A 25,592-nucleotide genomic window follows, 5' to 3' on the forward strand; every position below is an offset into this window, starting at 1 on the left:
GGGAATCATGAAAAAACTCATTGGTTTACAAGGCAATGATCGAGGCCACTGGGTGGGCGACGGTTTTCCTGTGCGCACCTTGTTCTTCTACCAAGACCTGGGAAAGCAAATGAGCCCATTCTTGATGCTGGACTATGCAGGTTCAGCAGAGTTTCCCCCAACAACTGAGCGTAAAGGCGTGGGCTCACACCCTCATCGCGGTTTTGAAACAGTCACCATTGTTTACGAGGGTGAAGTCGCTCATAAGGATTCCACAGGTCAGGGCGGTATGATTGGTCCTGGCGATGTGCAGTGGATGACTGCTGGCTCTGGCATCTTGCATGAAGAGTTTCATTCTGAAGGATTTGCCAAAAATGGCGGAACTCTGAATATGGTGCAGTTGTGGGTGAATTTGCCGGCAACGCTCAAAATGACTAAGCCGGGCTATCAAGCCATTCTGGATAAACAGATTCCTGCGATTGATCTGAGGAATGGTGCAGGACAAGCGCGCATCATTGCTGGCGAGTTTGATGGTCATAAAGGGCCAGCCAATACCTTTACTCCACTTAATGTGATTGACCTGAAGTTGAAGAAAGGTTCAACAAGTATTCTCGTGCCTGAGGGCTGGAATACTTCCCTGGTTGTGCTGAAGGGTGCCGTTGAGGCTGGTGAGGGCGTGGTCGCCAAAGATGCCCAGATGCTGATGTTTAGTAATCAAGGCCAAGATATTCAAGTGAATGTTCTGGAAGACTCGATTGCCTTGCTGCTAAGTGGCGAACCGATTAATGAGCCTATTGTGGGTTATGGCCCATTTGTCATGAATACCAAAGAAGAGATTGCTCAGGCAATGCAGGATTTCAATAGCGGAAGCTTTGGAAAAATTGCCCATTAAAAATTTGGCTGGTTATAAAAAATTCGTTTGACTTCTGTGCTTAGCTGTGTACAAAATTCATTAGTCAAATCAAGGTGTTACACAGACTGGATTGGAAAAGTATGTTCAAATGACTGCTGTAGAAAAAAATATTTGTCACAGTTCATGCTCGGCTCTAAAGATTTCTCTAGTTTGCGATTGCTCTCGCTACTTTCTGCGGGGCTTCTCTCTGCATGTGCAGTGGGCCCAGACTTTAAGCAGCCGGATGCTCCCAATACCTCTACTTACACTGAGACTGCGCTCTCCAAAAAATTAGCTACTGCTCCAGGTGTGCCTGGTGGTACCGATCAAGAGTTTGTTGAGGGTGCAGATATTGAGGCTCAGTGGTGGGAGTTGTTTAAGTCTCCAGAGCTAGATTTATTAATTAAAAAAGCCTTGCAACAAAACCCAAATTTAGGCGCAGCTGATGCGGCCCTGCGCGCTAGCCAAGAAAACGTCAGCGCACAAATTGGTGGTCAGTATTTCCCGGCTATTGGTTTAAATGGCGGCGTAGCTCGTCAGCTTCAACCTTCCTCTATTTATGGCTTGCCTTATGGCTCCGATACCTACAACCTCTATAACGCTTCTGTAAATGTCACCTATAAGCTTGATGTTTTCGGTGGCGCGCGCCGTGCAGTTGAGGGTGCGAGAGCGCAAGCAGAGATTGCTCAGTTTCAGTTGGAGGGTGCATACCTTTCTTTAACGGCCAATATTGTGACCAGTGCAGTGCGTGAAGCAGCTCTGCGCGCACAAATGCAAGCCACCGAAGAAATTCTGAAGGCGCAAACCAATTTAGCCGAAGTTACCGAAAAGCAATTAATCATTGGCACTGTTTCTAGGGTGGACGTAACTTCACAAAGAACTTTGGTTTCCAACTCTCAGGTAGATTTATTTACCTATGAGCGTAATCTGGCTTTTGCGCGTAGCCAGTTGGCAGTACTAGTAGGCGAGTTACCTAGCAACGCCAATATCACCCAGTTCGATTTAAAGGCTTTGCATTTACCAGAGAAGTTGCCACTATCTGTGCCGTCAAGCCTTGTGCGTCAACGCCCGGATGTGCGTGCAGCAGAAGCGCAGTTAAAAGCAACGAATGCTTTAGTAGGTGTAGCCACCGCTAATTTATTGCCACAATTTAATATTACGGGCGCGATTGGTTCTGCGGCTCTCACTAGTGCAGCTTTGTTTGGACCGAACGCTACTCTATGGTCTATTGCTGGCGGCATCTTCCAGCCACTATTTCAGGGTGGTCAGTTACTAGCTCAGCGTCGTGGGGCGATTGCTAATTACGAACAAGCGGTTTATCAATATCAAGCTACCGTGCTTAAGGCATTTCAAGAGGTTGCAGATTCCTTGCGTGCTTTAGAAACTGGTGCTCAAGCATTGAAGTCTGCATCAGATGCAGAGCGTTACGCCTATGAAACTCTAGAGTTGGTGCAGCAGCAATATAAGTTAGGCACAGCAAGTTACTTGGCCGTTCTCTATTATCAAAATCAATATCAAATTGCTAAAGTCAAATCGATTTCTGCACAAGCAACTCGATTCTCTGACACAGCAGCATTATTTGCAGCACTAGGCGGCGGCTGGTGGAATCGTACCGGCCCAGCCTTTCAACCAAAAGCCATAGCGAACAAAGATCAAAATGAAACTTCTGGAAACAATTAAAACCAAAGTGACTGCAGCAGCAGTTGCCTTGTGGGCTTGGATGCTTGCTAAAGCGGTTGAGTGGAAACTTCGCGAGAGGCTAATTGCACTTTGGGAAAAAGCAAAAGGTGTGTGGGCGCGTTTGCGCGAACGCTTCTTGCGCAGTAAGGCTAATGCCAAGCTGCAGGCCATGACTCCTTTGGGTCGACGCATGACCATTATGTTGGGCGGCGTATTTTTGCTATTAGGTTTGATCTTTGGATTCAATCAACTCAAGACATTCATGATCAAGCATTTCATTGCTGGCATGGGTTTACCGCCGGCAACAGTTTCTACGATGGTGGTGGAAACGACTGCATGGCAACCTAAGCTTTCTAGCGTTGGTAATGTTCGTGCATTTAGAGGTGTAGATCTCAGCACTGAAATCGGTGGCCTAGTCCAAACGGTACCTATTAAGTCTGGCATGGATGTTAAAGAAGGCGAGTTGCTGATTAAGTTAAATGATGCATCTGATGTTGCCCAATTTAATTCGTTGAAAGCTCAGGCAGATTTGGCTAAAGTTATTAATGAGCGTGATAAACAGCAGTTGGCGATTCAGGCGATTAGTAAGAATGTATTTGACACAAGCAAAGCAGACGCAAAGTCCAAGCAAGCTCAGGTAGAGCAGCAAACCGCTTTAGTTGCTAAGAAGAATTTGAAGGCCCCCTTTAGCGGCCGTGTGGGCATAGTGATGATCAATCCTGGTCAGTTTGTTAATCCAGGCGATAAGTTGCTTACCCTACAAACCTTAGACCCTATTTTTGTGGATTTCAATCTCCCCCAAAGCAATGCTGAACAGATCCAAGTTGGTCAAGAAATTGTGGTGACGACTGATGCATTTAAGGATGCGAGTTTCAGAGGCAAGATCACTGCAGTTAGCCCGAAGGTAGATACCAATACGCGCAATATTCAGATTGAAGCCCAACTAGCCAATCCAGATAAGAAGATTTTACCGGGCATGTTTGCGAATGTGAATATCAAGCTGGGTGATGAGGTGAAGCTTCTGACTTTGCCCCAAACAGCTGTGACTTATAACCCTTATGGCTCGACAATCTTTATTGCCAAGCCAACTGGCAAGAAGGATAAGCAGGGCAAGCCTGCGCTTGAGGCCCAACAAGTCTTTGTGACTACAGGACCAACACGTGGCGACCAAGTGGCGATTCTCAAGGGTGTTGAAGAGGGTGCGACGGTAGTCACTAGTGGTCAGCTCAAGTTGAAGAACGGTACACCGCTGATTGTGAATAACAAAGTGTTGCCATCGAATTCCCCAAACCCACAGCCACAGGAATAAGTCCTAGATGAATTGGACTGACATATTTATTCGTAGACCAGTGCTCTCACTGGTAGTGAGCGCACTGGTCTTGGTCTTTGGTTTGAAGGCGGTTGGATCGTTGCCGGTCAATCAATATCCACAAACCCAAAATGCAATTGTGACGATTACAACGGCCTATTATGGTGCCGATCCTGAGACGATTGCTGGATTTATTACACAACCATTAGAGACGGCAATTGCTCAGTCTCAAGGTATCGACTATTTGTCATCAATGAGTGTGAGTGGACTCTCGACGATTACCGCCACTCTTAAGCTCAATTACGATTCCAATGCAGCGCTTACGCAGATTCAGACGCAGATTAGTTCGGTTAAGAATCAACTGCCACCACAAGCCCAGCAGCCTGTATTGACCGTACAGATTGGTCAGTCCACTGCGGCGATGTACATGGGCTTTTATAGCGATGACATTCCGAATAATGCGATTACTGATTACCTATTGCGCGTGGTTAAACCAAAGCTGGATGCTGTAGACGGCGTTCAAAATGCTGAAATCACTGGCGGCAGAAAATTTGCACTGCGCGCTTGGCTCGACCGCGAGAAGATGGCCGGCCTTGGCGTAGGTGCCGATGATGTCTATAGCGCGATGGCCGCCAATAACTACCTATCAGCAGTGGGTAGCACTAAAGGTGACATGGTTGCTGTGGACTTAGTAGCTGGTACAGATCTGCATACGCTCGATGAGTTCCGAAAATTGGTTGTCAAAAAAGATGGCATCAATATTGTCTATTTGGATCAAGTGGCGAGCGTGAGCATGGGCTCCGAGGACTACAACACGAATGTCGCATTTAGTGGCAAGCGCTCAGTATTTATTGCTATTAAGGTCGCGCCTCAGGCGAACTTGCTTGATGTAGCTGAACGTGTTCGTGCTGCAGTACCAGATATTCAGAAGCAGTTGCCAACCGGCATGTCAGGCAAAGTGGTGTACGACTCCACTAAGTTCATTACTACTTCGATTGATGAAGTGGTGGCTACCTTACTAGAAGCGCTATTGATTGTGACGGTGGTGATTTACTTGTTCCTAGGAAGTGCGCGTGCAGTTGCAGTTCCTGTGATTGCGATGCCACTCTCTTTGATTGGCACATTCTTTTTAATGCAAGTATTGGGTTACTCCATTAACTTACTGACGCTGCTAGCTCTAGTGCTTGCAATTGGCTTGGTAGTGGACGATGCCATTATTGTGGTTGAGAACGTTGACCGTCATATGAAGGAAGGCAAGTCGCCATTAGAAGCTTCCTTAATTGCTGCACGTGAGTTGGGCGGCCCAATTTTGGCAATGACAATTGTGTTGATTGCGGTCTATATCCCGATTGGCTTTCAGGGTGGTTTAACGGGAGCACTCTTTACCGAGTTTGCCTTTACTTTGGCTAGTGCAGTCGCAGTATCGGGATTGATTGCGTTAACGCTTTCTCCCATGATGTGCTCACGCATCTTTACTGAAGAGCAAGAAGCCTCCCCGTTTGTGCAAAAGATCGATCGCATTTTTGAAAAGGTGCACCACAGCTACCAAACTACTTTGCGTGAACTCTTGAGTACTTGGCAGGTCATCATTGTGATGGGCGTGATTTTGTTGGGTGGAGTTGCTTATCTTTACGCCACAGCGCGTGCTGAATTAGCGCCAACAGAAGATCAGGGCATTGTGTTGATGCAGGCTTCAGGCCCACCTAACAGTACAGTCAATCAGATGCAAACCTATGCTGATCAGATTTATCAAATATCAGCAGCAGAGCCTGAATATGAGCAGATGTTCCAGATCACCAGTCCAACCAGTAGCTTTGGCGGTGTCTTGCTCAAGGATTGGGATCAACGCAGTCGTAATGCCACGAAGTTCCAAGAAGATATGCAAAGTAAGTGGAATACGATCGCAGGCGCTCGCGTAGCGGCCTTCCAGTTTCCAGCTTTGCCTGGCGCTCAGGGCTTGCCGGTTCAAGTGGTAATCAACACTACCGAGTCTTACGAGCAGCTCAATGAAGTATCTCAGGCGGTTTTAGATAAGGCCCGTCGTAGTGGCAATTTCTTCTTCGTAGATTCCGATTTGAAGATTGATAAGCCACAAGACGTTTTAGAAATTGATCGTGAAAAAGTAGCGGCACTAGGTATGACTCAGCAACAGGTGGGTAGCGCGCTATCCGCTGCTTTGGGCGGCGGCTACGTCAATTACTTCTCTGTAGCTGGTCGTTCTTACCGCGTTATCCCACAAGTAAAGCAAGTAGATCGCTTAAATCCAGATCAGATCTTGGATTACTACATCCGTACACCTAGTGGACAAATGATTCAGGCGCGCACGATTGCGACGATTAAGCAAAAAGTAGTTCCTCAATCCATTAATCATTTTCAGCAACTGAACTCTGCGACGATCTCCGGTGTGAGTACGCCATTTATTTCTCAAGCAGATTTGCTCGAGTTCATGCGTCAAAGCTTAAAAGAAGTCGCGCCCAATGGTTACACCATGGATTACGCTGGTCCATCCCGCCAGTTCATGGCGGAGTCTGGCGGTTTCTTGGTGACGATGTTCTTTGCGATCTTGATCGTGTTCTTGGTCTTGGCCGCACAGTTTGAAAGCTTCCGCGATCCGATCGTGATTTTGGTGTCAGTGCCACTCGCCTTGTTTGGAGCGCTCATCTTTATTAACCTTGGATTTACAACTTTGAATGTGTACACCCAGGTAGGACTAGTCACTTTGATGGGCTTAATTAGTAAGCACGGAATCTTGATTGTGGAATTTGCGAATGAATTACAAGAAGCTGGCCGTAGTAAGTTGGATGCCATCGTAGAAGCCAGTAGCGTACGTTTGCGTCCGATCTTGATGACTACTGCAGCGATGGTCTTAGGTGTAGTGCCGCTAGTGATTGCCTCTGGAGCCGGTGCTGCTGGCCGTCAATCAATGGGTATCGTGATCTTTACTGGTTTGTCGATCGGCACGCTGTTTACGCTCTTTGTAGTGCCAGCGATGTACTTGTTTATTGGTGCAGATCACCATCAGAAGAAATTTAAGCAACAGTAATTTATTCCGCGAGCAACTAAAGAAAAAGGGTGAACTGAGTTCACCCTTTTCTATTGGAGCCTCTGACTTACTTCACAATGTTAAGTTCTTTTTCTGCAATAATGCTGTACTGTGTTTCTGCTTCTATGCGCTGCATCCATGCTTCGATATTTTGCAAAGAAAGGCGTGGTCCCGTTTGCTCTGGGAAGGTTTCATTTAATAGAATCCATCTGCTTACACAGAGTGCCAACGGAATATCCCCAATATTGAAAGAGTCTCCTGAGCAATAGTGCTTGCTGGATAACTGTTGATCAAGCAGGGCGAGCAAAGCATTGGTATCTTGATATGCCTTGTAAATGCCTGCGTAGTTTCTTTCACTTTCTGGCGTCCGAGTTAATCCCATAAAGGCAATGCGCAAACTTGGCCACATCGTACCGAGTTGCCAATCCATCCACTTCTCAGATTGGTACTGACTAGTGATGTCCGTTGGAAAGCGCTTCGACTTATCGCACTGACGAACCAGATATCGCAAAATGGTGTTGGATTCCCAGAGCACAAGATCATCGTCTTGTAGAGTCGGGACCAAGCCATTGGGGTTGAGCGCTAGAAATTCAGGGGTGCGATTTTGCCAAAGTGAAGGCCAGCATCAATGCGCTCAAAATCTTTACCCTCTTTCAGCCCCAGCTCTGCAAGGCACCACAACACCTTTTGCACATTAATGGAACTTTTTCTTCCCCATAGGCGAATCATGAGAATTCCTATTTTGGTATTTTTAAGTTGATGAATCTAAGCCCATAAATTTGCTGTGTGCAAATATGAGCGGGTGACTTTCTGGGGTGTGCTTAAGGTTGAGAACCTTAGCAACGATGATGTTGTGATCACCACCAGTATGAACAGAAACAGTTTCACACTCAAAGTAGGCACAACATCCCTCGATTTGGGTCAGCCCACTAGCTGCCAGTTTATGGGGGATGCTTACAAATTGATTTTCTTTCACGGTGGCAAAGTGCATTGCCATTGCTTCTTGTGAGCGCTCAAGCACATGAATTAACTGTTTGTGACCGACTTCAAAATTGGGCATTAAGCGTGAATGCTTTTTCAGACTCCACAAAATGAGTGGTGGCTCCAATGAAACAGTATTGAATGAGCTGATGGTGATGCCGTGAGCATTCTGGTCAGCATCTAAGCAGGTAATGACTGTGACCCCAGTTGCAAAGGAAGAAAAGCCTTTGCGGAGCTCTTGGGAGGTAAATGGGGTCATCTTGTGAACTTATTGAGTGTTTTACGTCGCTGCGGCTGGAGCAGTCGCATCAGTAGGGGTGGTCGTGCCTGGAATTGGGGTCAGGATTTCATTCTCTTCGGCTTTAGCGCATTTAAAGCGATATTCCTTGCCTGCCTTAGAGAGGAAGCTTGCGCCTTGGTAGAAATCATTCTTACAAGTCGTGTTGGCAAAGTCCATCACGTCTTGAGGTGCTGCGCTGGAGGTAATGAGGCGCATATTGCCCATGGACATGTTAATTTGGCTCGATGAGCAGCCAATCAGTCCTAAGCCAGAAATCGTAGTTAATAGTAGAATTTTTTTCATGGAAACCTCCATAATCAGCAATGCTCGTTAGGATAAACCTATTACGTATTTGCTGTGGGGAATGCAGCGCTTTAAAAAGGAGGGGATATGTTCAAGGCTATTTTGGTAAATAAGGATGATCAAGGCTACCGCGCTGAGATTGCTCAGGTCGATGAGGCAAGCCTTCCGGAGGGCGATGTTAGGGTTAAGGTGCTCTATTCCACGCTGAATTACAAAGATGGCCTGGCCATTACTGGCAAGGGTCCGGTGGTTCGTAGCTTTCCCATGGTGCCTGGCATTGATTTTGCAGGGGAAGTCTTAGAGAGCGCGAGCCCAGAATTTAAGGCCGGCGACATGGTGCTACTCAATGGTTGGGGTGTTGGTGAAGGCCATTGGGGCGGACTGGCTCAGCAAGCACGCGTGAAGTCGGACTGGCTTATTCCCTTGCCAAAAGGATTTACTGCTAAGCAGGCTCTAGCCATTGGCACTGCTGGCTACACCGCAATGCTGTGTGTGATGGCTTTACAAAAGCATGGCCTTAAGCCTAGTGATGGCGAGGTTTTAGTGACTGGTGCTGCGGGTGGCGTTGGTAGCTTCGCAATTACTCTTCTAAGTAAATTAGGATTTACAGTTGTTGCCAGTACTGGGCGTATGTCTGAGGCTGATTACTTAAAGAAATTGGGCGCGAGTGAAGTGATTGATCGTGCCGTACTGTCAGCTCCTGGCAAGCCTTTAGCAAAAGAGCGTTGGGCAGCGGTAGTCGATAGCGTTGGCAGTCATACATTGGCAAATGCCTGTGCTCAAACTAAGAGCGATGGTGCGGTTGCCGCCTGTGGTCTTGCTCAGGGCATGGATTTTCCGTCAAGTGTTGCGCCATTCATTTTGCGTGGTGTGACTTTGTATGGCATCAATAGCGTCACAGTACCAAAAGCAAAACGTATTGCTGCTTATGAACAATTGACTAAATTGGTTGATCTCAAAACTTTAGAGGAAATCTCTCGCGAAATTAGCTTGGAAGATTCCATTAAATATGCAGCAGAGCTGATGGCAGGCAATGTGCGCGGCCGCTTGATTGTGGATGTCAATAAATAAACAATTAGCAATACTTACTGTGGTGCTTGAGGTTTACGTGTTTCTAGTTTTTCCAAGACCTCAAGCTTGTCAAAGTTAGAAAGTTCAGACCAGTTTGCAATCTCCGATAGCGTGCGATAGCAGCCATGGCAAAAACCATTTTCAGGGTTGATGTCGCACCAGTTAATGCAAGGTGATGGAACTGTTGTCAAAGCAAACCTAGAATAGAAATAGATGAATACTAAAAACCAATCCAGCGATCTTAGTTCTATTCATTATCCCTTAGCTGATTCTTTGCCGGAAGTGGGTAGCTCGATGGAGGTCGCGCCTGGTGTTCGTTGGTTGCGGATGCGCCTACCGTTTGCCTTAGACCACATCAACCTGTGGCTGCTGCGTGATGAGTTTGAAGGTATTCAAGGTTGGATGATTGTGGATTGTGGCATTGCCAACGAAGAGACGAAAGTAGCCTGGGATCAGATCTTTGCTACTCAGCTAGAAGGCATGCCGGTGCTCAGGGTGATCGTGACCCATATGCATCCAGACCATGTGGGGCTCTCGCAATGGCTTTGCGAAAAATGGAATGCACCGCTCTGGATTTCTATGACGGACTATTTAACTGCGCAATGGCTGAGTCACAAAGAGGGTGGCGCTGCGGTTGGTGCACGTGCTGGTGGCGGTGGTTCAGCAGATCACTTTCAAAAGCATGGACTCATTGCTCCAGAGGATTTAGAAAAAATTCGTGCGCGATCAAATTACTACAGCAATATGGTTCCGGGTGTGCCACGGCAATATCGTCGCATCATCGATAGTGAAATGATTTTGATTGGTGGACATGAGTGGCAAGTGATCATGGGATTTGGTCATGCACCGGAACATGCTTCACTCTTTTGTAAAGATCTCGGCGTATTAATTTCTGGAGATATGTTGTTGCCGCGCATCTCTACTAATGTCAGCGTCTACGATGCTGATCCAGATGCTGATCCTTTAGGTTTATATCTGAGCTCTTTAGATCGATATCTCCCGCTACCCGATGACACACTAGTGCTGCCATCGCATGGCAAGCCCTTTACTGGAATGAAGCCGCGGATTGATCAGTTGAAAGCGCATCACGATGAGCGCTTGGCAGAAACTCTTGGAGCATGTGAAAAACCGGCAACTGCTCGTGAGATAGTGCCGGTTTTATTTAAGCGTGAATTAGATATTCACCAAATGACATTTGCCATGGGCGAGGCTATTGCTCATCTGAATTACCTACTTCGTCGAGGTAAGTTGAGTCGCCAGCTTTGCGACGACGGCGTGTTGCGGTTTTGCGTGGTTTAGAAGCCTTCGTTCCGGACTCTTCAGCGGATCCGCCAGTGGCCGCAGCAGCGGTTGCTGAAACGGCATCCCCAAACGATTTAAGCGCCATCATGGTGGCGTGCTGCACTTCTAAGCCCTGAATCGTTGATTTTAGGATGTTCAGATTGAGGTTGAGCCAGTTTTCCACGCTTTTCAGGTCCTTGATGCGCTTTTCTAGTTCATCGGTATCTAGCCCTGGAAATGCTGAGCCAAACCCCCCTGTGGCCTTAGAGGCATCTGTAGTGAAGGGAAATTGCCCTGGCGTCGACCCGCCTGCCCCCTGGCCCCACATGGTTTTCATCATTTCAAGGCTTTGATTGAATTCAGGGATAGTGCCAAACATAGGGTGTGCTCCTGGTCAGATAAAAGTGGCTTATTGCCAATACAATAAGAGATTCTAGAGATTAATCCCGGTTAAGCAATGCAATCTAATGGTTTATCCCAGCCCTACACCCGTGGTCAGGTACTTCCCGAGCTGCTGAAGCAGCGCATTCTGATTTTGGATGGCGCCATGGGCACCATGATTCAGCAATACAAGCTCAATGAGGCAGATTACCGAGGGTTGCCTGCAAGTAAGCGCTTTGAGGCTCACCCTGATGACATCAAGGGCAATAACGAACTGCTAGTTCTCACCCAGCCCCAAATTATCAGCAAGATTCATGAGCAGTATTTGGATGCGGGCGCAGACATTATTGAAACCAATACTTTTGGTGCGACTTCTGTTGCGCAAGAAGATTACAAAATGGCGGGCTTAGCACGTGAGATGAATGTGATCTCCGCTCAATTGGCGCGCGCTGCCTGCGAAAAATACTCTACGCCAGATAAGCCACGTTTTGCAGCAGGTGCAATTGGACCTACTCCAAAGACGGCCAGCATTTCTCCGGATGTAAATGATCCGGGCGCCCGCAATGTGACGTTTGATGCTTTGCGTGCCTCCTATCGGGAGCAGATCGAAGGCCTCTTTGAAGGCGGCGTTGATTTATTTTTAGTGGAAACTATTTTCGATACGCTCAATGCCAAGGCTGCATTGTTCGCCTTAGATGAATTCTTTGAGGAAACTGGTGAGCGTTTGCCGGTGATGATTTCAGGTACGGTGACCGATGCTTCTGGACGTATTTTGTCTGGACAAACTGTTGAAGCGTTTTGGAATAGCTTGCGCCACATTAAGCCATTAACTTTTGGCTTGAACTGTGCCTTAGGTGCTGCACTGATGCGCCCTTATATTGCTGAGCTTGCTCGCATTTGTGATGCTGCCGTATCTTGCTATCCCAATGCCGGTTTACCCAATCCAATGAGTGACACTGGCTTTGATGAAACTCCAGAAATTACTTCTAGCTTAGTTGATGGCTTTGCAAAAGATGGCTTAGTCAATCTCGTGGGCGGTTGCTGTGGAACGACGCCAGACCATATTCGTGCGATTGCCAATGCGGTTGCCAAGCGCAAGCCACGCGCTTTCTACCGCGAGAGTGCGGAGGCATCAGCATGAGTAAGACTGCTAAGACAATGCCACCAATGAAGCTCTCGGGCTTAGAGCCTTTCAATGTCACGCCTGAAGTGGGTTTTGTAAACATTGGTGAGCGTACTAACGTCACAGGCTCCAAAGCGTTTTCACGCATGATTTTGAATAATCAATTTGATGAAGCCTTGGTAGTTGCAAGGCAGCAGGTTGAGAATGGCGCTCAAGTCATTGACATCAATATGGATGAAGCGATGTTGGATTCTGAAGCAGCGATGACGCGCTTCTTGAATTTGATTGCTTCAGAACCAGATATTGCTCGGGTGCCGATTATGATCGACTCCTCTAAATGGAGTGTGATTGAAGCTGGTCTGAAATGTATTCAAGGTAAGCCGATTGTTAACTCAATCTCTCTCAAAGAGGGTGAAGAGCCTTTCAGAAAACAAGCGCGCCTGATTCGTCGTTATGGTGCAGCATCAGTAGTGATGGCTTTTGATGAAGTAGGTCAAGCAGATACTTTTAAGCGCAAGACTGAAATTTGTCAGCGCTGCTATCAAATTCTTGTGAATGAGATTGGCTTCCCAGCAGAAGATATTATTTTTGATCCTAACATTTTTGCTATTGCCACTGGTATTGAAGAGCATGACAACTACGCAGTAGATTTCATTAACGCCACTCGCTGGATTAAAGAAAATCTACCGGGCGCGAAAGTGAGTGGTGGCGTTTCCAATGTCAGCTTCTCTTTCCGCGGCAATGATCGCGTCCGTGAAGCTATTCATACTGTGTTTCTGTATCACGCCATTCAGGCGGGCATGGACATGGGCATTGTCAATGCAGGACAGCTTGGTGTTTATGCAGATCTAGATCCTGAATTGCGTGAGCGTGTTGAAGATGTCGTACTCAATCGCTTTAAAGAAAAAGACGGCAAGACGCCAACTGAGCGATTGCTGGATATTGCCGACCAATTTAAGGGCGGTGGCGCAAAGCAAGTCGAGAACTTGGTGTGGCGCGAAGCCCCTGTGCGTGAACGTTTAACTCATGCTTTGGTACATGGCATTACTACTTTTATTGAAGAAGATACTGAAGAGCTCCGTGCGCAAATTATGGGGGCAGGTGGTCGTCCAATCGAGGTTATTGAAGGCCCTCTGATGGATGGAATGAATGTCGTCGGCGATCTGTTTGGTGCCGGTAAGATGTTCTTACCTCAAGTGGTTAAGAGTGCGCGTGTAATGAAACAAGCGGTAGCGATTTTGATTCCTTATATTGAGGAAGAAAAGCGCCTACATATTGCTTCGGGCGGCGAAGCCAAAGCCAAAGGCAAGATTGTGATGGCGACCGTTAAAGGTGACGTGCACGATATTGGTAAAAACATTGTGACTGTAGTGCTGCAGTGTAATAACTTTGAAGTTGCCAATATGGGCGTGATGGTACCTTGCGCAGAAATTCTGAAGCGCGCTAAAGAAGAAAAGGCGGATATTGTTGGTCTATCTGGTTTGATCACTCCATCCTTAGAAGAGATGACTTACGTTGCTCAAGAGATGCAACGTGATGACTATTTCCGTGAACGCCAAATTCCATTGATGATTGGTGGTGCAACCACTTCTCGTGTGCATACCGCAGTCAAGATTGCGCCACATTATGATGGTCCGGTAGTTTATGTGCCTGATGCTTCCCGCTCTGTGTCAGTAGCATCGAGCTTGCTATCTGATGAAAGCGCCAAGAAATTTATTCAAGATCTGCGCGATGACTATGTACGTATTCGTGAGCAGCATGCCAATAAAAAAGCATCCCCAACTATCTCTCTAGAAGCAGCACGCAAGAACCGCGAGCTGATTGATTGGACTAGTTATGTGCCTGAGAAGCCTAAGTTTATTGGGCGCCGTGTTTTCAAGAATTTCGCTTTAAGTGATATTGCTAAATATATCGACTGGACACCATTCTTCCAGACTTGGGATTTGGCTGGTAAGTTCCCAGCAATCTTGGATGACGAAATCGTTGGCGTAGAGGCGCGCAAAGTATTTGCAGATGGCCAGGCACTACTTGATAAGTTGATTAAAGGTCAGTGGTTGCAGGCCGATGCTGTGGTGGCTTTCTATCCAGCAAATACGATAGGTGATGACATCGTTTTGTACAGCGATGAATCGCGTGAGCATCCATTATTTGTTTGGCATAACCTACGTCAGCAGTCTGAGCGCCCTGTAGTTGATGGCGTTCGTCGACCTAATCGTTGCCTGGCAGACTATGTTGCACCAAAAGATTCTAAGGTGGCCGACTACCTTGGTTGCTTCGCTGTTACGACTGGTCATGGTGTTGAGAAAAAAGTTGCCGAGTTTCATGCTAAGCATGATGACTACAGTGCAATCATGTTGCAATCCTTGGCTGATCGTTTGGCAGAGGCATTTGCAGAGTTGATGCATCATCGTGTTCGTACAGATCTTTGGGGTTATGCAACTGATGAGATTTTGACGAATGATCAAATGATCAATGAGGAATACCGCGGCATCCGTCCGGCGCCAGGCTACCCAGCTTGCCCTGCGCATGAAGTGAAAAAAGATTTATTGCGTGTGATTGGTTCGGAAGATATTGGCATGACCTTGACTGAATCAATGGCCATGAACCCAGCTTCCAGTGTCAGCGGTTTTTATCTGGCACATCCAGATGCACGTTATTTCAATGTGGGCAAGCTGTCAGCAGACCAGATTGAAGATCTTGCTAAGCGTCGTAATGAGTCTGTGGAAGATATCCGTCGCCAACTAGCAAGCTCAATAGACTGAATTTGATTTGGGTGGGGTGATGTGCAGCGTTTAAACGCCCCACATCACCGGCTCATCCTTGGCTTTAGCCTGCTTCATGAGCTCTAGGAAGGGGTAGGCGCGCTGGCCTAGCCTGTCGGCCAGCTTCGGTTTCTCAGTATTTTCTTGCTCGGCCGCATTACTTTTAGCTCGCTCTTCAAGGTCTTTCAGAATGGCGGTTTCTAGGGCGATGATGAGGGCTGGTAGTTGTTCAACCGTCAAAATCCCTCTGGGCTCTAATGGGCGGCCCAAAATTTCAAAGATTCGCTGGGTCAGATCAGCCAGCATGATGACGTCAGGACCCGCTTTGGAGCGAAATTGATAGATCATTTCGATAGCTTACCACCTGATAAACTCACCTATCTATGTTATTAACTAATAAAAATCGTTTAATTGAAATGCTGAGCGCAGCCCTGCAGGGTTTGGCTCAGGAGCGTAGTTTGGGTGATGCCCCTGCGCCTCGCTTGGAGCGCCCAAAGGCGGTAGACCATGGCGATGTCGCTTGTAATATTGCCCTCCAGCTTTCCAAGGCTTGGAAGCTCAATCCAAGGGAGCTGGCGCAGGCGCTGGTTGAGCGTCTGGAGCAGCAACCCGGCTATAGTGACCTCATCGCCTCTTGTGAAATCGCGGGCCCTGGATTTATTAACTTTCGCCTAAGCAATGCAGCCAAAACTACAGTGGTGCAAGAGGTTCTCACGGCAGGAACCCAGTTTGGTCAGCTAGCTCCAGAGGCAGCCCCCGTATCCAGAGCCATGATTGAGTTTGTGTCTGCTAATCCCACTGGACCATTACACGTTGGTCATGGCCGTCAGGCTGCACTTGGCGATGTCTTGGCAAACCTATTGGCAACGCAGGGCATCAAGGTGCACCGCGAGTTTTATTACAACGATGCTGGAGTTCAGATCGCGAACTTAGCACTCTCAGTGCAGGCCCGATTAAATGGACTTAAACCAGGCGATGCCGCTTGGCCAGAAAGTGCTTATAACGGTGAATACATTGCAGAGATTGCGACTGCTTTTAAGGCTTCATCTGAATATAAAGATGATCTTGAAGCCATTCGTCAATTTGCTGTGGCGTATTTACGCAATGAACAAGATATCGATTTAAAAACATTTGGCGTGAAGTTTGATTGCTACTACCTAGAGTCTTCTTTGTACACCGATGGTAGTGTTGCAAAAATTGTTGAAGAGCTGCAGAGCATTGGCAAGACCTATGAGTCTGAGGGCGCACTTTGGCTTAAGACAACGGATGATGATGACGATAAAGATCGCGTTATGCGAAAGTCCGATGGCAGTTTTACCTACTTTGTGCCGGATGTCGCCTATCACACCAGCAAATGGAATCGTGGCTTTGAAAAAGTAATTAACGTCCAAGGTAGCGATCACCATGGCACGATCGCCCGTGTGCGCTCAGGCTTACAGGGCGTGGCTCAGAAGCGTGGTTGGGATATTCCAAAAACGTATCCTGAGTATGTATTACACAAGATGGTGACGGTGATGCGCCATGGTGAAGAAGTCAAAATCTCTAAGCGTGCAGGCTCCTATGTCACTGTACGTGACTTGGTTGAATGGTCTGGTGGAGTTACGCCAGAGATGGCTGCTGATGAGCGCGAGCTTGCACTCCAGCGTGGACGCGATGCTGTGCGCTTCTTCCTCATCTCTCGCAAAGCCGATACAGAATTTGTATTTGATGTTGATTTAGCTTTACAGCAGAATGATGAGAACCCAGTGTTCTATGTGCAATATGCCCATGCTCGCATTTGCTCAATCTTGACTCAATGGGGTGGACAAGTTTTCGATCTGAAGGGCGCAGACCTTTCTTTGTTGCAAAGCAAAGCCTCTGACCATTTATTGCGTCGCTTGGCCGAATATCCAGAAATGCTTACAGATGCAGCGGCAGACTTGGCGCCACATGCTTTAGCTTTTTACTTACGTGATTTGGCTGGAGACTTCCATACCTTTTACAACGCAGATCGCGTTTTGGTGGATGACCCTGCATTGAAATTGGCCCGCCTCGCCTTACTCTCGGCGACTCGTCAAATACTTGAAAATGGATTAAAAGTATTAGGTGTATCAGCACCCGCTAAGATGTAAGCTGTAGCACTTGCTAGCGCTTAAGAAGTGAAAAAGAAGGATGGGGACACGATGAAAAAAAACAATCAACACACCAGCTTCACTCAAAGGACACAGTCTTCGAGCTTAGAGTATGGCGGCACTATTCTTGGTTTTGTCTTAGGGCTTGGAGTTGGCTTGGGCGTTGCTTTTGTGATTGCCTTTTACCTTTCTAAAAATACACCCCAAGAGCGCCCTGGAGTCAGGGCCCCTAATCTTCCCCTAACTATTAAATCTGGACCAGCGTCTGCTGAAGGTGAAGCAGCTGCCCCGGCGGAGACCCTGGATCTCAACAAGCCTTTGCAAGGCAAATCTGCCGCACCTGCAGCTAGTGCGCCAGATCCGATTGCTGATTTGGCAAATGGCAAGAAGCCGGTGGATGTGGCTCCAGCCCCTACTGCAAAATCAGATGCCATTTATTTCTTGCAAGTAGGTGCGTTTAATAAGCGTGCAGATGCAGATGCCCAAAAAGCGAGTTTAGCTATTCAAGGTATTCAGTCTCAATTGAGTGAGATTAGCAGTGAAGGCAATACGCTTTGGCGTGTTCGCGTTGGCCCGTACAACAGTGTTGAAGAAAGCAATCCCGTGCGCGATAGGCTTAATGGCATAGGCATTAAACCAAGCGTTATTAAATCTAGCAAACCATGATTACATTATCTAAAAGAGCCTTTTTATCTGCCGCCATTCTTGGTTTAGCAATTTCTTTTTCTGGCCTTACAAGCGCACAAAGCCCTAAGATCGAGGAGGGGCTTGATTACCGAATTCTGCCCGTACCGCAACCCGTTGAAGTTAAAGGCAAGGTAGAGGTTATCGAGTTTTTTTGGTACGGCTGCCCGCACTGCTATGACTTTGAACCAGAGCTAAGTGCATGGGTAAAGCGCCAGCCTAAGGACGTGACCTTCCGTAAGGTGCCTGTTGCCTTCCGTGATGACTTCATGCCACACAGTCAATTGTTCTATGCCTTAGAAGCAATGGGCAAGGGTGAAGCGATGAATGACAAAGTGATGTACGCCATGCATAAAGAGAATAAGCGCCTCATGACAGAAAATGAGATTGCGGATTGGGTTGCTTCCCAGGGTATTGATCGCAATACTTTCTTGGCTACTTACCGTTCATTTGCAGTCGTATCTAAAGCACGTGCGGCAAGACAGATGGCTGAGGCTTACCGCATTGATGGTGTGCCAACGATTGTGATGCAGGGGCGCTATGTGACCTCTCCATCGATTGCTGGAACCAAAGCTAAAGCGATTGCAGTGATGGATTACTTGGAGCAAAAAATCCGCAAGGATAAGTACAAGTAATTCAGAACCTTAGATTTTGACGAAGCGTCGTACTATCCAAAAATAGAGTGGGTAAGGCAGGATTCTGAGGAATTTTAAGAATCCTGAAAACCGCTTAGGGAAGTGAATGTCAAATTCTCCAGCTTGTAGTCCCGAGAGAATTTCATTTGCAGCCTCGTCAGCAGTGATGAGTGCTGGCATTTCAAAATCATTTTGTGCGGTAGCTTCAGTAGCCACAAACCCTGGTGAAATCATGTGTACGCTTATACCCTTAGGCAGCAGATCGTAGTACAGGATTTCACAGAAATTAATAATCCCCGCTTTGCTTGGCCCATAAGCCAGTGCTTTCGGTAACCCACTGTATCCAGCTACGCTACCCACGATAGCAATATGGCCAGCATGGGCTTTGAGCATATTGGGTAGAACTATTCCAACTGCTCGCATGGGGCCTAGCAGGTTTGCATCAATTGTTTTCTGCGCAATTTCAAAGTCAAAATTATCAGCACGTAAAGGGGCGTACACGCCCGAAACAAAGAGCAGTAGATCCAAGCCGCCCCAGGCTTCTAGGATGCTTTGGTAGGCAGAGCTGAGCTGTTCATGCCGGGTGACATCCAGCGGCAGGACTAAGGCTTGTCGTGGCTGCGCCGATTGTGCAATAGCATCTAATTTCTCGGCGCGACGGCTAGAGAGGGCGACTTTTGCGCCTGCCTTGATAAAGGCTTGTGTACAGGCCTCACCAATTCCACTGGATGCGCCAATGATCCAAATGCGTTGATTTAAAAATGAATCAAATCCTTTTTGTTTCATGGGCGCAGAGCATCGCTTGAATTAATGACATCTTGGTGTTTGAGGGTGTATTGCACGACATCAATATTCTTTTCAGAGAATCCAGCTGCGCAATACATGAGATAAAAATTCCACAGCCGAATAAAAGCCTCGTCAAAGCCAAGGTGATAGATTTCTTCAATCTTGTGATTAAAGCTATTTCGCCATAGGCATAAGGTTTTAGCATAGTCAGCACCAAATGCAAACTCTGCCTCAACCTCTAAACCAGCATTAGCAGCAGCAGCCTTGAATTTAGAGGGCGAGGGCAGCATGCCGCCTGGGAAAACGTATTGCTGAATAAAGTCGGTGCTATGACGATAGCGATCAAACAAGTCTTCGGCAATGACGATGGTTTGGATGCAAGCTCGACCACCCGCTTTCAGTCGCTTAGCAACTGTTTGGAAGTATTCACCCCAATGGTTCTCGCCAACTGCCTCAAACATTTCAATGGAGGCAATGCCATCAAATTGCTCTGTGCAGTCCCGATAGTCCTGAAGGTGTACCTCGAATTTCTGTTGAGTACCCACTTCTGCATTGACCTTTTGAAGCCTAGTATCCGCAAAGGCTTTTTGCTCGGTGGATAAAGTGAGGCCTGTAACTTGGTTGCCATTACGTAAGGCCTCTTCCATAAAGCCACCCCAGCCACATCCAATCTCTAGAAGCTGGTCGCCTGGTTTAGCATGGATGGAGTCTAATATGCGTTTGATCTTGGCGCGCTGCGCATCCATCAGGGGTTGCTTGTCTCCCTCGGAGAACCAAGCGCTTGAATAGCTCATCGACGGATCTAGCCACAGGGTATAGAACGCATTACCTAGGTCATAGTGCGCATGAATATTTTTACGACTTCCAGATTTGGAGTTGTCTCTAAACCAATGCCTCAAGCGATACGCTATAGAACCTAGCCAACTTCCGTAGATTGCTTTTTCTAAAATAGTGCGGTTTCGAATGGCTAATTCCAGAACAGCTTTAAGGTCAGGCGTATTCCATTCGCCTCGAATATAGCTCTCGGCAAAGCCAATATCGCCGTGAGATAAAACTTGCTTAAATACGGCCCAGTCTAAAACTTGAATTTCTGCATGTAGTTGGTCTGAGCTATTTCCAAACTCCCGTACTTCCATATTTGGCAATGTAAGAACCAAACGTCCGCTACGCAATTGCGATAAAAGACCTAATAAAGTTTGTGTACTTGCACGATATTGTTGTTGCTTAGATTCCAACTTCTCCGGACGGGAGAATGTGAGTCTAGACAGTAGGGATTGACCGGGGCGATTCATCGAGTAATTTCAAGTTCTGGTGGTTTAGGTTTTGAATAAAAGGGCACTCCTTTTAGCCACAATTTCAATGCCTGCCAGTGAATCCGGCCGATGACGCCTAGGCTCATCAGGGGGTAGCGTAAGAAGGCAAGGTAGAGGGCGCTTTTACTCAGTGCTTGAGCCAGGCCGCTGATACTGGTATTGATCAATGGGGCGCCATCTTCATGGAGCTCGATTCGGCAAACGATATTCCGCTTTGAATGACTATCCTGAGGAAATAAAAAGCGGAAGTGATATTCCCCGCGAACATCACAGAAGGGTGATACGTGGAAAACCTTCTTGCTTACCAAAGTCTCCCCAGATTGCACCGCTTTTCCAGAGTCATGATGAAGTAAGTAGCAGTGTCGTTCACCAAAGGTGTTATTCACCTCCGCAAGCACCGCTTGTACCTGACCATTGGCTTGGGTGCAGACCCAAAAGCTGACGGGATTAAAGACATAGCCGAGTACGCGCGGGAAAGTTTGCAGCCAAATCTCGCCATCAAGACGCTCGATATTGTTTTCTTCAAGGATCTTTTCAATCCATGCAAGACTATCCTGATTTCCTAGGCCATGATCTTGATCGTAGAATGAAAAAAGTCCGAATCGATTGTCTCTGAGACCATGCTTGCTGAGTAATGACGGATCATTCCTGCGCGCACGCATTGGAATGGATAAAGTAAATACACCATAGCCAAACGCATTTTTAGCGGGACGAAAGCGCCGATGCTTAACCGCTCCGAAATTAATCGTTGGCAAATTCATTTACTGAACATCTTTAATGGAGCTGGATTTAACGCGATGAGAGATGCTTTCCATTAGATCCATTGCGACCAATTCGCCTGAGCGCAGGCCATCTTCATGAAAGCCAAAGCCAGTCCATGCGCCGCAATACCAAATTGAGGAGTTGCCCTGAATTAAAGGTAATTCCTTTTGCGCCTGTACAGCACGCATATCAAAGACTGGATGCGAGTAGTGAATTTCTTCATGTACTAAGCTTGGGTTGGGATCAGTTAGTGGATTCAAGCTCACAATAATTTTCGTGCTCTCGAATACCTTAGGCAGGGGTTGTAAGCGGTTGATTAAATAATTGACGCTGACGTGTTGTTGTGCCGTTGGTGTTGCACCAGATTTTGCAGTGTAGTTCCACGCCGCCCAGCAGCGCTCGGTAGTTGGCAAGAAATTGATATCAGTATGCAAAATTGCACGATTCTTTTGATAAGGAACCGAGGCCAAAATATTGCGAGCATCTTGACCAATGCCATGCACTAGCTCTAAGGTTTGATCGCTATGACAAGCCATGATCACTTCATCAAACCAGTGTGATCCAGAGGAGGTAATGACTTCAACTTGAGAGTTCTCGGTTTGACTTGCATTAACTCGAGAAACAGATTCGCGCACAAATTGGACTTGATGTTTCTCAAGGGCGGCCACCAAAAGTTTTACATATTCTCGTGAACCACCTTTAACAGTAAGCCATTGCGGGCGATTCTGAATTTGCAAAAGGCCGTGGTTATGGCAGAAACGGACCATAGTCTGAATTGGAAACTCTAGCATCTGCTCAACAGAGCATGACCAGATAGCGCCAATCATCGGCAAGAAATAATTTTCTCTGAAGCTGGTGCTAAAGCGGTTGCGATCTAAAAAATCTTTAATACGCTCATCAGGTTCTGAGTATTCAAGCTTAGATGTGATTTGCTCTTCGGCGAGCCGAGTGGCAAGTCGATTAAAGCGCAAGATGTCATAAGCCATCCTCCAAAATGAAAGCGAGAACAAATTAGATCGTTGCCCAAAGAAAGAATTGAGATCGTTACCAGCCCACTCAATTTTTTTACTGCGTCCGGTTTTTTCACTAGCATCAATCGATACTGAAAAGGACATTTCGGATGGCGCAATCGGCACTTCAATTTCTTCAAATAGACGAACTAAACGAGGATAGGTTTTGCGATTAAATACTAAAAATCCGGTATCCACCCCATGAGTAGTCTTACCTTGAGACGTTTCGAGTGTGAGGTCTACGGTATTGCTGTGACCGCCAATATGATTGCCGCCTTCGAATAGGGTGATGTCTAAATCTGGGTGCTGTCTTAATCCATATGCGCAGCCTAAGCCAGATATACCAGCGCCAATGATGGCAACTTTTTTCTTACCCACTAAATTTTCTCTCCAAGAAGTTTTTCTATCTCACCGGTAATGCTGCTGCTAGTTGGTTTAGTCATGCTGCCATATGAGTCCACAACATTGCCGTTGCGATCAATGAGGTATTTATAAAAATTCCATTTAGGAGTTGTACCAGTTTTAGCAATCAGCATCTTAAATAAAGGATTGGGATTGCTGCCACTGACTGAGCTCTTGGCAAACATGGGGAACTTCACGTCGTAGGTATTTTTACAGAAGTCAGCAATCTCTTTGTTGCTACCCGGTTCTTGCTGTCCAAAATCGTTCGATGGAAATCCCAATACAACCAAGCCACGATCTTTATATTTGGCATACAGCTTCTCAAGGCCTTCATATTGACTGGTAAAGCCACAAAAACTGGCTGTATTCACAACCAAAACAACTTTTCCTTGATATTGGCATAGGTTTTGAGGTGCCTCATCCTGCAGTCTGGGGAAGGTGTGGGATAGGAGGGGGCTACAGCTAGGCGGCGTTGTCGGAGCTGCCTGAACGAATTGCATTGCCGGTAGTAGCAAAAGTAGTGCCAGTAAGCGCCTGAGCATATTGCTAATCATCTTGAACCTTTGGGCGGGGCGGGGATCTCCAAGTTTAAGACATTCTGGCAAATATCGTTGGGCACGGCCCAATGCCATTAATATTGCGCTATGAGCCCTTTACCTTTACCTTTACCTTCTTTTGAGTCTAAAGTCTGCGTCCCAGCAGAGTTAGAGGCCCGCATTGCTGCACTTCCAAGGCCCCTAGTATTTACGAATGGCGTCTTCGATATTTTGCATCGCGGACATGCCAGTTATCTAACCCAAGCACGCGCTCTAGGGGCTAGTCTTGTGGTGGGAGTGAACTCAGATGCTTCAGTGAAGATGCTGGGTAAGGGTGATGACAGACCTATCAATACTGAGGCTGACCGCCAAGCTTTATTAGCAGCGCTGGAGAGTGTGGATTTAGCGGTGATGTTTACAGAGCAGACTCCAGTGAATCTGATTGCCAAAATTCATCCGGATATCTACGTTAAGGGTGGAGATTATGAAATCGACACTCTTGAAGAAACTCGCTTGGTGAAGACTTGGGGTGGCAAAGCAGTCGCCATTCCATTTTTATATGAGCGCTCTACGACAACCCTCTTAGGCAAGATTCGCACTAGCTAAATAGCGTGAATTAAAGCAGGCTAGTTTAAAGATTCTGTAAGAGCCAAGCCCAAAGCCCGCGCAGTACCAAGCCTTCAATGGGTTCAACAGGAAGTGCCGCCAGCTCTGGAAACCGCTTAATTTCATTTGCCAAAATTTTGGCATTGCCACCATCAAGCCAAATTCGCTCTACAGGATGATTCATGCTCTTGGCTAAATAAGCTGCGCGCAGTATCGCTCCCATTTGCGCCGCATCACAGCCACCAGTAATCGCTTCATCCGTTGTTGCACCAAAGACTGCTTGGGCTTCAGGATTGCTAGCGCGAATGGCTAGTGGTAGTTGGGCTGTATTTTGTTGAAGGCTTTCTTGCATCAAGCTAAGGCCTGGCAAGATCCAGCCACCGTAATGAACACCGTTGCCGCCCAATAAGTCAATGGTGGTGGCTGTTCCGGCATTAACCACCAGCGTATTCGTGTTTGAGAGCGCCCTTGCACCAATCAGTGCAGCCCATCGATCTGCGCCCAGCTTACTTGGATCTTGATAGAGTGTGCGCACACCCTCGTAAGAACTGCTGCCTGTAAATTGCTTCCACTCAAGGTCTTGCCATTGTGGAAAGAGGCTGCGTAGATTTTCAATAGCAGCATCACCCGCTACACAGCAAAATGCAATCGCATCTGGCTTTGGCAATGTTTTAGAAATGTAGTCCGATAGTTCGGCCCGTAACTCGGGCGCTTGGAAAGATTTGGTGCTAATCGATCCAGAATATGCCCACAGTTTTTTATTACGGTCCGCAATATTCTGCGTGGATTCAACAGCAGCCCACTTCAGCCGAGTGTTGCCAAGATCAAATACCAAATACAGACTCATGATTGAACTCGCAAAGAAACATCGCCCGCATGAATGGCAATCAATTTGTCATGCTGTTTGAGGAGAAGCGCGCCGGTGCCATCAACCCCGGAAGAAATTCCAGTGATGGGGTCTTTGCCTGCGCCTGATATACAAACCGACTGGCTATTGAAGGCATCCCAGCGTTCCCAGGAATTTTTAAAATAGCCAAATCCAAGTTGCTCAAATTGAGTCAAATGCTTTTCAAATGACTCAATTAGTTTTAGCCAAATAAATTCCGTATCAGGAATTGATGTTTGATGTGGCATGAGTTGATCCAAGGCGGTAACACCAAGAGAGGATTGATCTTCCAAACCTTTTTGAATTAGCGCTGCATTACGTAAGTTCAGACCTAGTCCGATCACCATCCAAGTGGGTGAGTTTGAATTGCTTTGTCCACCCTCAATCAAGATGCCACCCAGTTTGGCATTGTTCATTAGTAAATCGTTGGGCCACTTCAGTCGCAGACCCTGTTGATGCAGTGCATCCCCGCTCAGTCCCAGTGCTGTGGCAATTCCAGAAATAGCCGCCAAGCCGATAACAAGACTGAGCCCACTCAGTTCATTGAGGCGCTTTTGGAATGGGTAGGCCAAGGAAAAGCAAAGAGTGTCTTCGGGGCTGGAGAGCCAGATTCTTCCTGCGCGACCCTTGCCGGAGGTCTGCTGGTGGGCAATTCGAGCAACGGGATCAATTAATTCCCCAGCACGCCAACGGGCTAATAAATCATCATTAGTCGATTTGGTGGTGGCAACGCGCTCTAGGATGCAATTCGGACTCATTTTCCTATTGTAGAAAGA

26 protein-coding genes are annotated in these 25,592 nt (G+C 47.1%); 12 read left to right on the forward strand and 14 right to left on the reverse strand.

Translation table 11 applies throughout. The annotated features are described in order from the left end of the window. Positions 1-7 precede the first annotated feature (7 nt). From ACIQZ3_RS01505 to ACIQZ3_RS01520, 4 genes are all read left to right on the forward strand, one after another. Complete coding sequence (locus ACIQZ3_RS01505; RefSeq protein WP_397389807.1) at positions 8-871, forward strand: pirin family protein; 864 nt, start codon at positions 8-10, stop codon at positions 869-871. A 144-nt stretch (positions 872-1,015) separates the two neighbouring features. Next, positions 1,016-2,551, forward strand: coding sequence for an efflux transporter outer membrane subunit (locus ACIQZ3_RS01510; protein WP_397389808.1), 1,536 nt, complete (start codon positions 1,016-1,018; stop codon positions 2,549-2,551). Positions 2,552-2,720: 169 nt separating this feature from the next. Then, complete coding sequence (locus ACIQZ3_RS01515) at positions 2,721-3,860, forward strand: efflux RND transporter periplasmic adaptor subunit (RefSeq protein WP_397389850.1); 1,140 nt, start codon at positions 2,721-2,723, stop codon at positions 3,858-3,860. A 7-nt stretch (positions 3,861-3,867) separates the two neighbouring features. Beyond that, the gene (locus ACIQZ3_RS01520; RefSeq protein ID WP_397389809.1) at positions 3,868-6,903 is read left to right on the forward strand and encodes an efflux RND transporter permease subunit; all 3,036 of its coding nucleotides are present in this window, start codon (positions 3,868-3,870) and stop codon (positions 6,901-6,903) included. A 67-nt stretch (positions 6,904-6,970) separates the two neighbouring features. Here the strand turns inward: ACIQZ3_RS01520 and ACIQZ3_RS01525 are convergent, their stop codons facing one another. The 4 genes from ACIQZ3_RS01525 to ACIQZ3_RS01540 are packed head-to-tail and all read right to left on the reverse strand — an operon-like array spanning position 6,971 to position 8,467. Then, positions 6,971-7,438, reverse strand: a complete 468-nt coding sequence (locus ACIQZ3_RS01525; protein WP_397389851.1) for a glutathione binding-like protein — start codon at positions 7,436-7,438, stop codon at positions 6,971-6,973. A 47-nt stretch (positions 7,439-7,485) separates the two neighbouring features. Continuing rightward, the gene (locus ACIQZ3_RS01530; RefSeq protein WP_397389810.1) at positions 7,486-7,632 is read right to left on the reverse strand and encodes a hypothetical protein; all 147 of its coding nucleotides are present in this window, start codon (positions 7,630-7,632) and stop codon (positions 7,486-7,488) included. Positions 7,633-7,654: 22 nt separating this feature from the next. Further along, entirely contained in the window at positions 7,655-8,143 is a 489-nt protein-coding gene (locus tag ACIQZ3_RS01535; protein ID WP_397389811.1) for a flavin reductase family protein, read from the reverse strand. Positions 8,144-8,164: 21 nt separating this feature from the next. Then, positions 8,165-8,467 carry a hypothetical protein gene (locus ACIQZ3_RS01540; RefSeq protein WP_397389812.1) on the reverse strand — a complete coding sequence of 101 codons (303 nt, stop codon included), beginning with the start codon at positions 8,465-8,467 and terminating at the stop codon, positions 8,165-8,167. Positions 8,468-8,554: 87 nt separating this feature from the next. Here ACIQZ3_RS01540 and ACIQZ3_RS01545 point away from each other — a divergent pair, with 87 nt between their 5' ends. Next, positions 8,555-9,538 (forward strand): MDR family oxidoreductase, encoded by a 984-nt coding sequence (locus ACIQZ3_RS01545; RefSeq protein ID WP_397389813.1) that lies wholly within the window; start codon positions 8,555-8,557, stop codon positions 9,536-9,538. 14 nt (positions 9,539-9,552) lie between these two features. Here ACIQZ3_RS01545 and ACIQZ3_RS01550 read toward each other — a convergent pair whose 3' ends face one another. Continuing rightward, entirely contained in the window at positions 9,553-9,729 is a 177-nt protein-coding gene (locus tag ACIQZ3_RS01550; protein ID WP_397389814.1) for a DUF1289 domain-containing protein, read from the reverse strand. Between the two features lie 22 nt (positions 9,730-9,751). On the opposite strand from ACIQZ3_RS01550, the gene ACIQZ3_RS01555 reads away from it, so the two are divergent. Beyond that, positions 9,752-10,837: an MBL fold metallo-hydrolase gene (locus ACIQZ3_RS01555; protein ID WP_397389815.1), complete on the forward strand. Its 1,086-nt coding sequence runs from the start codon at positions 9,752-9,754 to the stop codon at positions 10,835-10,837. Here ACIQZ3_RS01555 and ACIQZ3_RS01560 read toward each other — a convergent pair. Further along, positions 10,749-11,198, reverse strand: a complete 450-nt coding sequence (locus ACIQZ3_RS01560) for a PhaM family polyhydroxyalkanoate granule multifunctional regulatory protein (protein WP_397389816.1) — start codon at positions 11,196-11,198, stop codon at positions 10,749-10,751. The two genes, ACIQZ3_RS01555 and ACIQZ3_RS01560, sit on opposite strands and share 89 nt — an antisense overlap. Before the next feature lie 78 nt (positions 11,199-11,276). On the opposite strand from ACIQZ3_RS01560, the gene ACIQZ3_RS01565 reads away from it, so the two are divergent. Both ACIQZ3_RS01565 and metH read left to right on the forward strand, forming a co-directional pair. Further along, entirely contained in the window at positions 11,277-12,341 is a 1,065-nt protein-coding gene (locus ACIQZ3_RS01565; RefSeq protein ID WP_397389817.1) for a homocysteine S-methyltransferase family protein, read from the forward strand. Further along, a complete protein-coding gene (gene metH / locus ACIQZ3_RS01570) occupies positions 12,338-15,085 on the forward strand; it encodes a methionine synthase (RefSeq protein ID WP_397389818.1) in 2,748 nt (915 codons plus the stop codon). The genes ACIQZ3_RS01565 and metH overlap by 4 nt, the downstream gene beginning before the upstream one ends. 30 nt (positions 15,086-15,115) lie before the next feature. Here metH and ACIQZ3_RS01575 read toward each other — a convergent pair whose 3' ends face one another. Next, positions 15,116-15,433, reverse strand: a complete 318-nt coding sequence (locus ACIQZ3_RS01575) for a DUF1840 domain-containing protein (RefSeq protein WP_397389819.1) — start codon at positions 15,431-15,433, stop codon at positions 15,116-15,118. A gap of 35 nt (positions 15,434-15,468) precedes the next feature. Between ACIQZ3_RS01575 and argS the strand changes: the two genes are divergently transcribed. From argS to ACIQZ3_RS01590, 3 genes are read left to right on the forward strand one after another with little or no spacing between them, the layout of a single operon-like run. Further along, positions 15,469-17,196, forward strand: coding sequence for an arginine--tRNA ligase (argS, locus tag ACIQZ3_RS01580; protein ID WP_397389820.1), 1,728 nt, complete (start codon positions 15,469-15,471; stop codon positions 17,194-17,196). Positions 17,197-17,247: 51 nt separating this feature from the next. Continuing rightward, the gene (locus tag ACIQZ3_RS01585) at positions 17,248-17,862 is read left to right on the forward strand and encodes an SPOR domain-containing protein (protein ID WP_397389821.1); all 615 of its coding nucleotides are present in this window, start codon (positions 17,248-17,250) and stop codon (positions 17,860-17,862) included. Further along, positions 17,859-18,515, forward strand: coding sequence for a thiol:disulfide interchange protein DsbA/DsbL (locus tag ACIQZ3_RS01590; RefSeq protein WP_397389822.1), 657 nt, complete (start codon positions 17,859-17,861; stop codon positions 18,513-18,515). The genes ACIQZ3_RS01585 and ACIQZ3_RS01590 overlap by 4 nt, the downstream gene beginning before the upstream one ends. 9 nt (positions 18,516-18,524) lie before the next feature. On the opposite strand, the gene ACIQZ3_RS01595 is transcribed toward ACIQZ3_RS01590, so the two are convergent. Genes ACIQZ3_RS01595 through ACIQZ3_RS01615 form a run of 5 tightly spaced genes read right to left on the reverse strand, consistent with a single transcriptional unit; the run spans position 18,525 to position 23,342 of the window. Beyond that, on the reverse strand, positions 18,525-19,301 hold the full coding sequence (locus tag ACIQZ3_RS01595) for an SDR family NAD(P)-dependent oxidoreductase (protein WP_397389823.1): 777 nt from the start codon (positions 19,299-19,301) through the stop codon (positions 18,525-18,527). Then, positions 19,298-20,593 carry a class I SAM-dependent methyltransferase gene (locus tag ACIQZ3_RS01600; protein WP_397389824.1) on the reverse strand — a complete coding sequence of 432 codons (1,296 nt, stop codon included), beginning with the start codon at positions 20,591-20,593 and terminating at the stop codon, positions 19,298-19,300. The genes ACIQZ3_RS01595 and ACIQZ3_RS01600 overlap by 4 nt, the downstream gene beginning before the upstream one ends. Further along, the gene (locus ACIQZ3_RS01605) at positions 20,590-21,375 is read right to left on the reverse strand and encodes a DUF1365 domain-containing protein (RefSeq protein WP_397389825.1); all 786 of its coding nucleotides are present in this window, start codon (positions 21,373-21,375) and stop codon (positions 20,590-20,592) included. Before ACIQZ3_RS01605 ends, ACIQZ3_RS01600 begins: the two co-directional genes overlap by 4 nt. Then, entirely contained in the window at positions 21,376-22,764 is a 1,389-nt protein-coding gene (locus tag ACIQZ3_RS01610) for an NAD(P)/FAD-dependent oxidoreductase (protein ID WP_397389826.1), read from the reverse strand. Continuing rightward, positions 22,764-23,342, reverse strand: a complete 579-nt coding sequence (locus ACIQZ3_RS01615) for a glutathione peroxidase (RefSeq protein ID WP_397389827.1) — start codon at positions 23,340-23,342, stop codon at positions 22,764-22,766. Before ACIQZ3_RS01615 ends, ACIQZ3_RS01610 begins: the two co-directional genes overlap by 1 nt. A 90-nt stretch (positions 23,343-23,432) precedes the next feature. Between ACIQZ3_RS01615 and rfaE2 the strand changes: the two genes are divergently transcribed. Further along, positions 23,433-23,930, forward strand: a complete 498-nt coding sequence (gene rfaE2 / locus ACIQZ3_RS01620; RefSeq protein WP_397389828.1) for a D-glycero-beta-D-manno-heptose 1-phosphate adenylyltransferase — start codon at positions 23,433-23,435, stop codon at positions 23,928-23,930. 25 nt (positions 23,931-23,955) lie between these two features. On the opposite strand, the gene ACIQZ3_RS01625 is transcribed toward rfaE2, so the two are convergent. Further along, on the reverse strand, positions 23,956-24,777 hold the full coding sequence (locus ACIQZ3_RS01625; RefSeq protein ID WP_397389829.1) for a type III pantothenate kinase: 822 nt from the start codon (positions 24,775-24,777) through the stop codon (positions 23,956-23,958). Beyond that, positions 24,774-25,574, reverse strand: a complete 801-nt coding sequence (locus tag ACIQZ3_RS01630; protein ID WP_397389830.1) for a biotin--[acetyl-CoA-carboxylase] ligase — start codon at positions 25,572-25,574, stop codon at positions 24,774-24,776. Before ACIQZ3_RS01630 ends, ACIQZ3_RS01625 begins: the two co-directional genes overlap by 4 nt. Between the last annotated feature and the right edge of the window lie 18 nt (positions 25,575-25,592).

This window comes from Polynucleobacter sp., from assembly GCF_044342855.1.
Classification (GTDB): domain Bacteria; phylum Pseudomonadota; class Gammaproteobacteria; order Burkholderiales; family Burkholderiaceae; genus Polynucleobacter.

Coding starts and splice junctions, on each gene's coding strand:
- ACIQZ3_RS01505 (WP_397389807.1), top strand. CDS start 8: ATGAAAAAACTCATTGGTTTACAAGGCAATGATCGAGGCCACTGGGTG.
- ACIQZ3_RS01510 (WP_397389808.1), top strand. CDS start 1,016: ATGCTCGGCTCTAAAGATTTCTCTAGTTTGCGATTGCTCTCGCTACTT.
- ACIQZ3_RS01515 (WP_397389850.1), top strand. CDS start 2,721: ATGACTCCTTTGGGTCGACGCATGACCATTATGTTGGGCGGCGTATTT.
- ACIQZ3_RS01520 (WP_397389809.1), top strand. CDS start 3,868: ATGAATTGGACTGACATATTTATTCGTAGACCAGTGCTCTCACTGGTA.
- ACIQZ3_RS01530 (WP_397389810.1), bottom strand. CDS start 7,632: ATGATTCGCCTATGGGGAAGAAAAAGTTCCATTAATGTGCAAAAGGTG.
- ACIQZ3_RS01535 (WP_397389811.1), bottom strand. CDS start 8,143: ATGACCCCATTTACCTCCCAAGAGCTCCGCAAAGGCTTTTCTTCCTTT.
- ACIQZ3_RS01540 (WP_397389812.1), bottom strand. CDS start 8,467: ATGAAAAAAATTCTACTATTAACTACGATTTCTGGCTTAGGACTGATT.
- ACIQZ3_RS01545 (WP_397389813.1), top strand. CDS start 8,555: ATGTTCAAGGCTATTTTGGTAAATAAGGATGATCAAGGCTACCGCGCT.
- ACIQZ3_RS01555 (WP_397389815.1), top strand. CDS start 9,752: ATGAATACTAAAAACCAATCCAGCGATCTTAGTTCTATTCATTATCCC.
- ACIQZ3_RS01560 (WP_397389816.1), bottom strand. CDS start 11,198: ATGTTTGGCACTATCCCTGAATTCAATCAAAGCCTTGAAATGATGAAA.
- ACIQZ3_RS01565 (WP_397389817.1), top strand. CDS start 11,277: ATGCAATCTAATGGTTTATCCCAGCCCTACACCCGTGGTCAGGTACTT.
- metH (WP_397389818.1), top strand. CDS start 12,338: ATGAGTAAGACTGCTAAGACAATGCCACCAATGAAGCTCTCGGGCTTA.
- ACIQZ3_RS01575 (WP_397389819.1), bottom strand. CDS start 15,433: ATGATCTATCAATTTCGCTCCAAAGCGGGTCCTGACGTCATCATGCTG.
- argS (WP_397389820.1), top strand. CDS start 15,469: ATGTTATTAACTAATAAAAATCGTTTAATTGAAATGCTGAGCGCAGCC.
- ACIQZ3_RS01585 (WP_397389821.1), top strand. CDS start 17,248: ATGAAAAAAAACAATCAACACACCAGCTTCACTCAAAGGACACAGTCT.
- ACIQZ3_RS01590 (WP_397389822.1), top strand. CDS start 17,859: ATGATTACATTATCTAAAAGAGCCTTTTTATCTGCCGCCATTCTTGGT.
- ACIQZ3_RS01595 (WP_397389823.1), bottom strand. CDS start 19,301: ATGAAACAAAAAGGATTTGATTCATTTTTAAATCAACGCATTTGGATC.
- ACIQZ3_RS01600 (WP_397389824.1), bottom strand. CDS start 20,593: ATGAATCGCCCCGGTCAATCCCTACTGTCTAGACTCACATTCTCCCGT.
- ACIQZ3_RS01605 (WP_397389825.1), bottom strand. CDS start 21,375: ATGAATTTGCCAACGATTAATTTCGGAGCGGTTAAGCATCGGCGCTTT.
- ACIQZ3_RS01615 (WP_397389827.1), bottom strand. CDS start 23,342: ATGATTAGCAATATGCTCAGGCGCTTACTGGCACTACTTTTGCTACTA.
- rfaE2 (WP_397389828.1), top strand. CDS start 23,433: ATGAGCCCTTTACCTTTACCTTTACCTTCTTTTGAGTCTAAAGTCTGC.
- ACIQZ3_RS01625 (WP_397389829.1), bottom strand. CDS start 24,777: ATGAGTCTGTATTTGGTATTTGATCTTGGCAACACTCGGCTGAAGTGG.
- ACIQZ3_RS01630 (WP_397389830.1), bottom strand. CDS start 25,574: ATGAGTCCGAATTGCATCCTAGAGCGCGTTGCCACCACCAAATCGACT.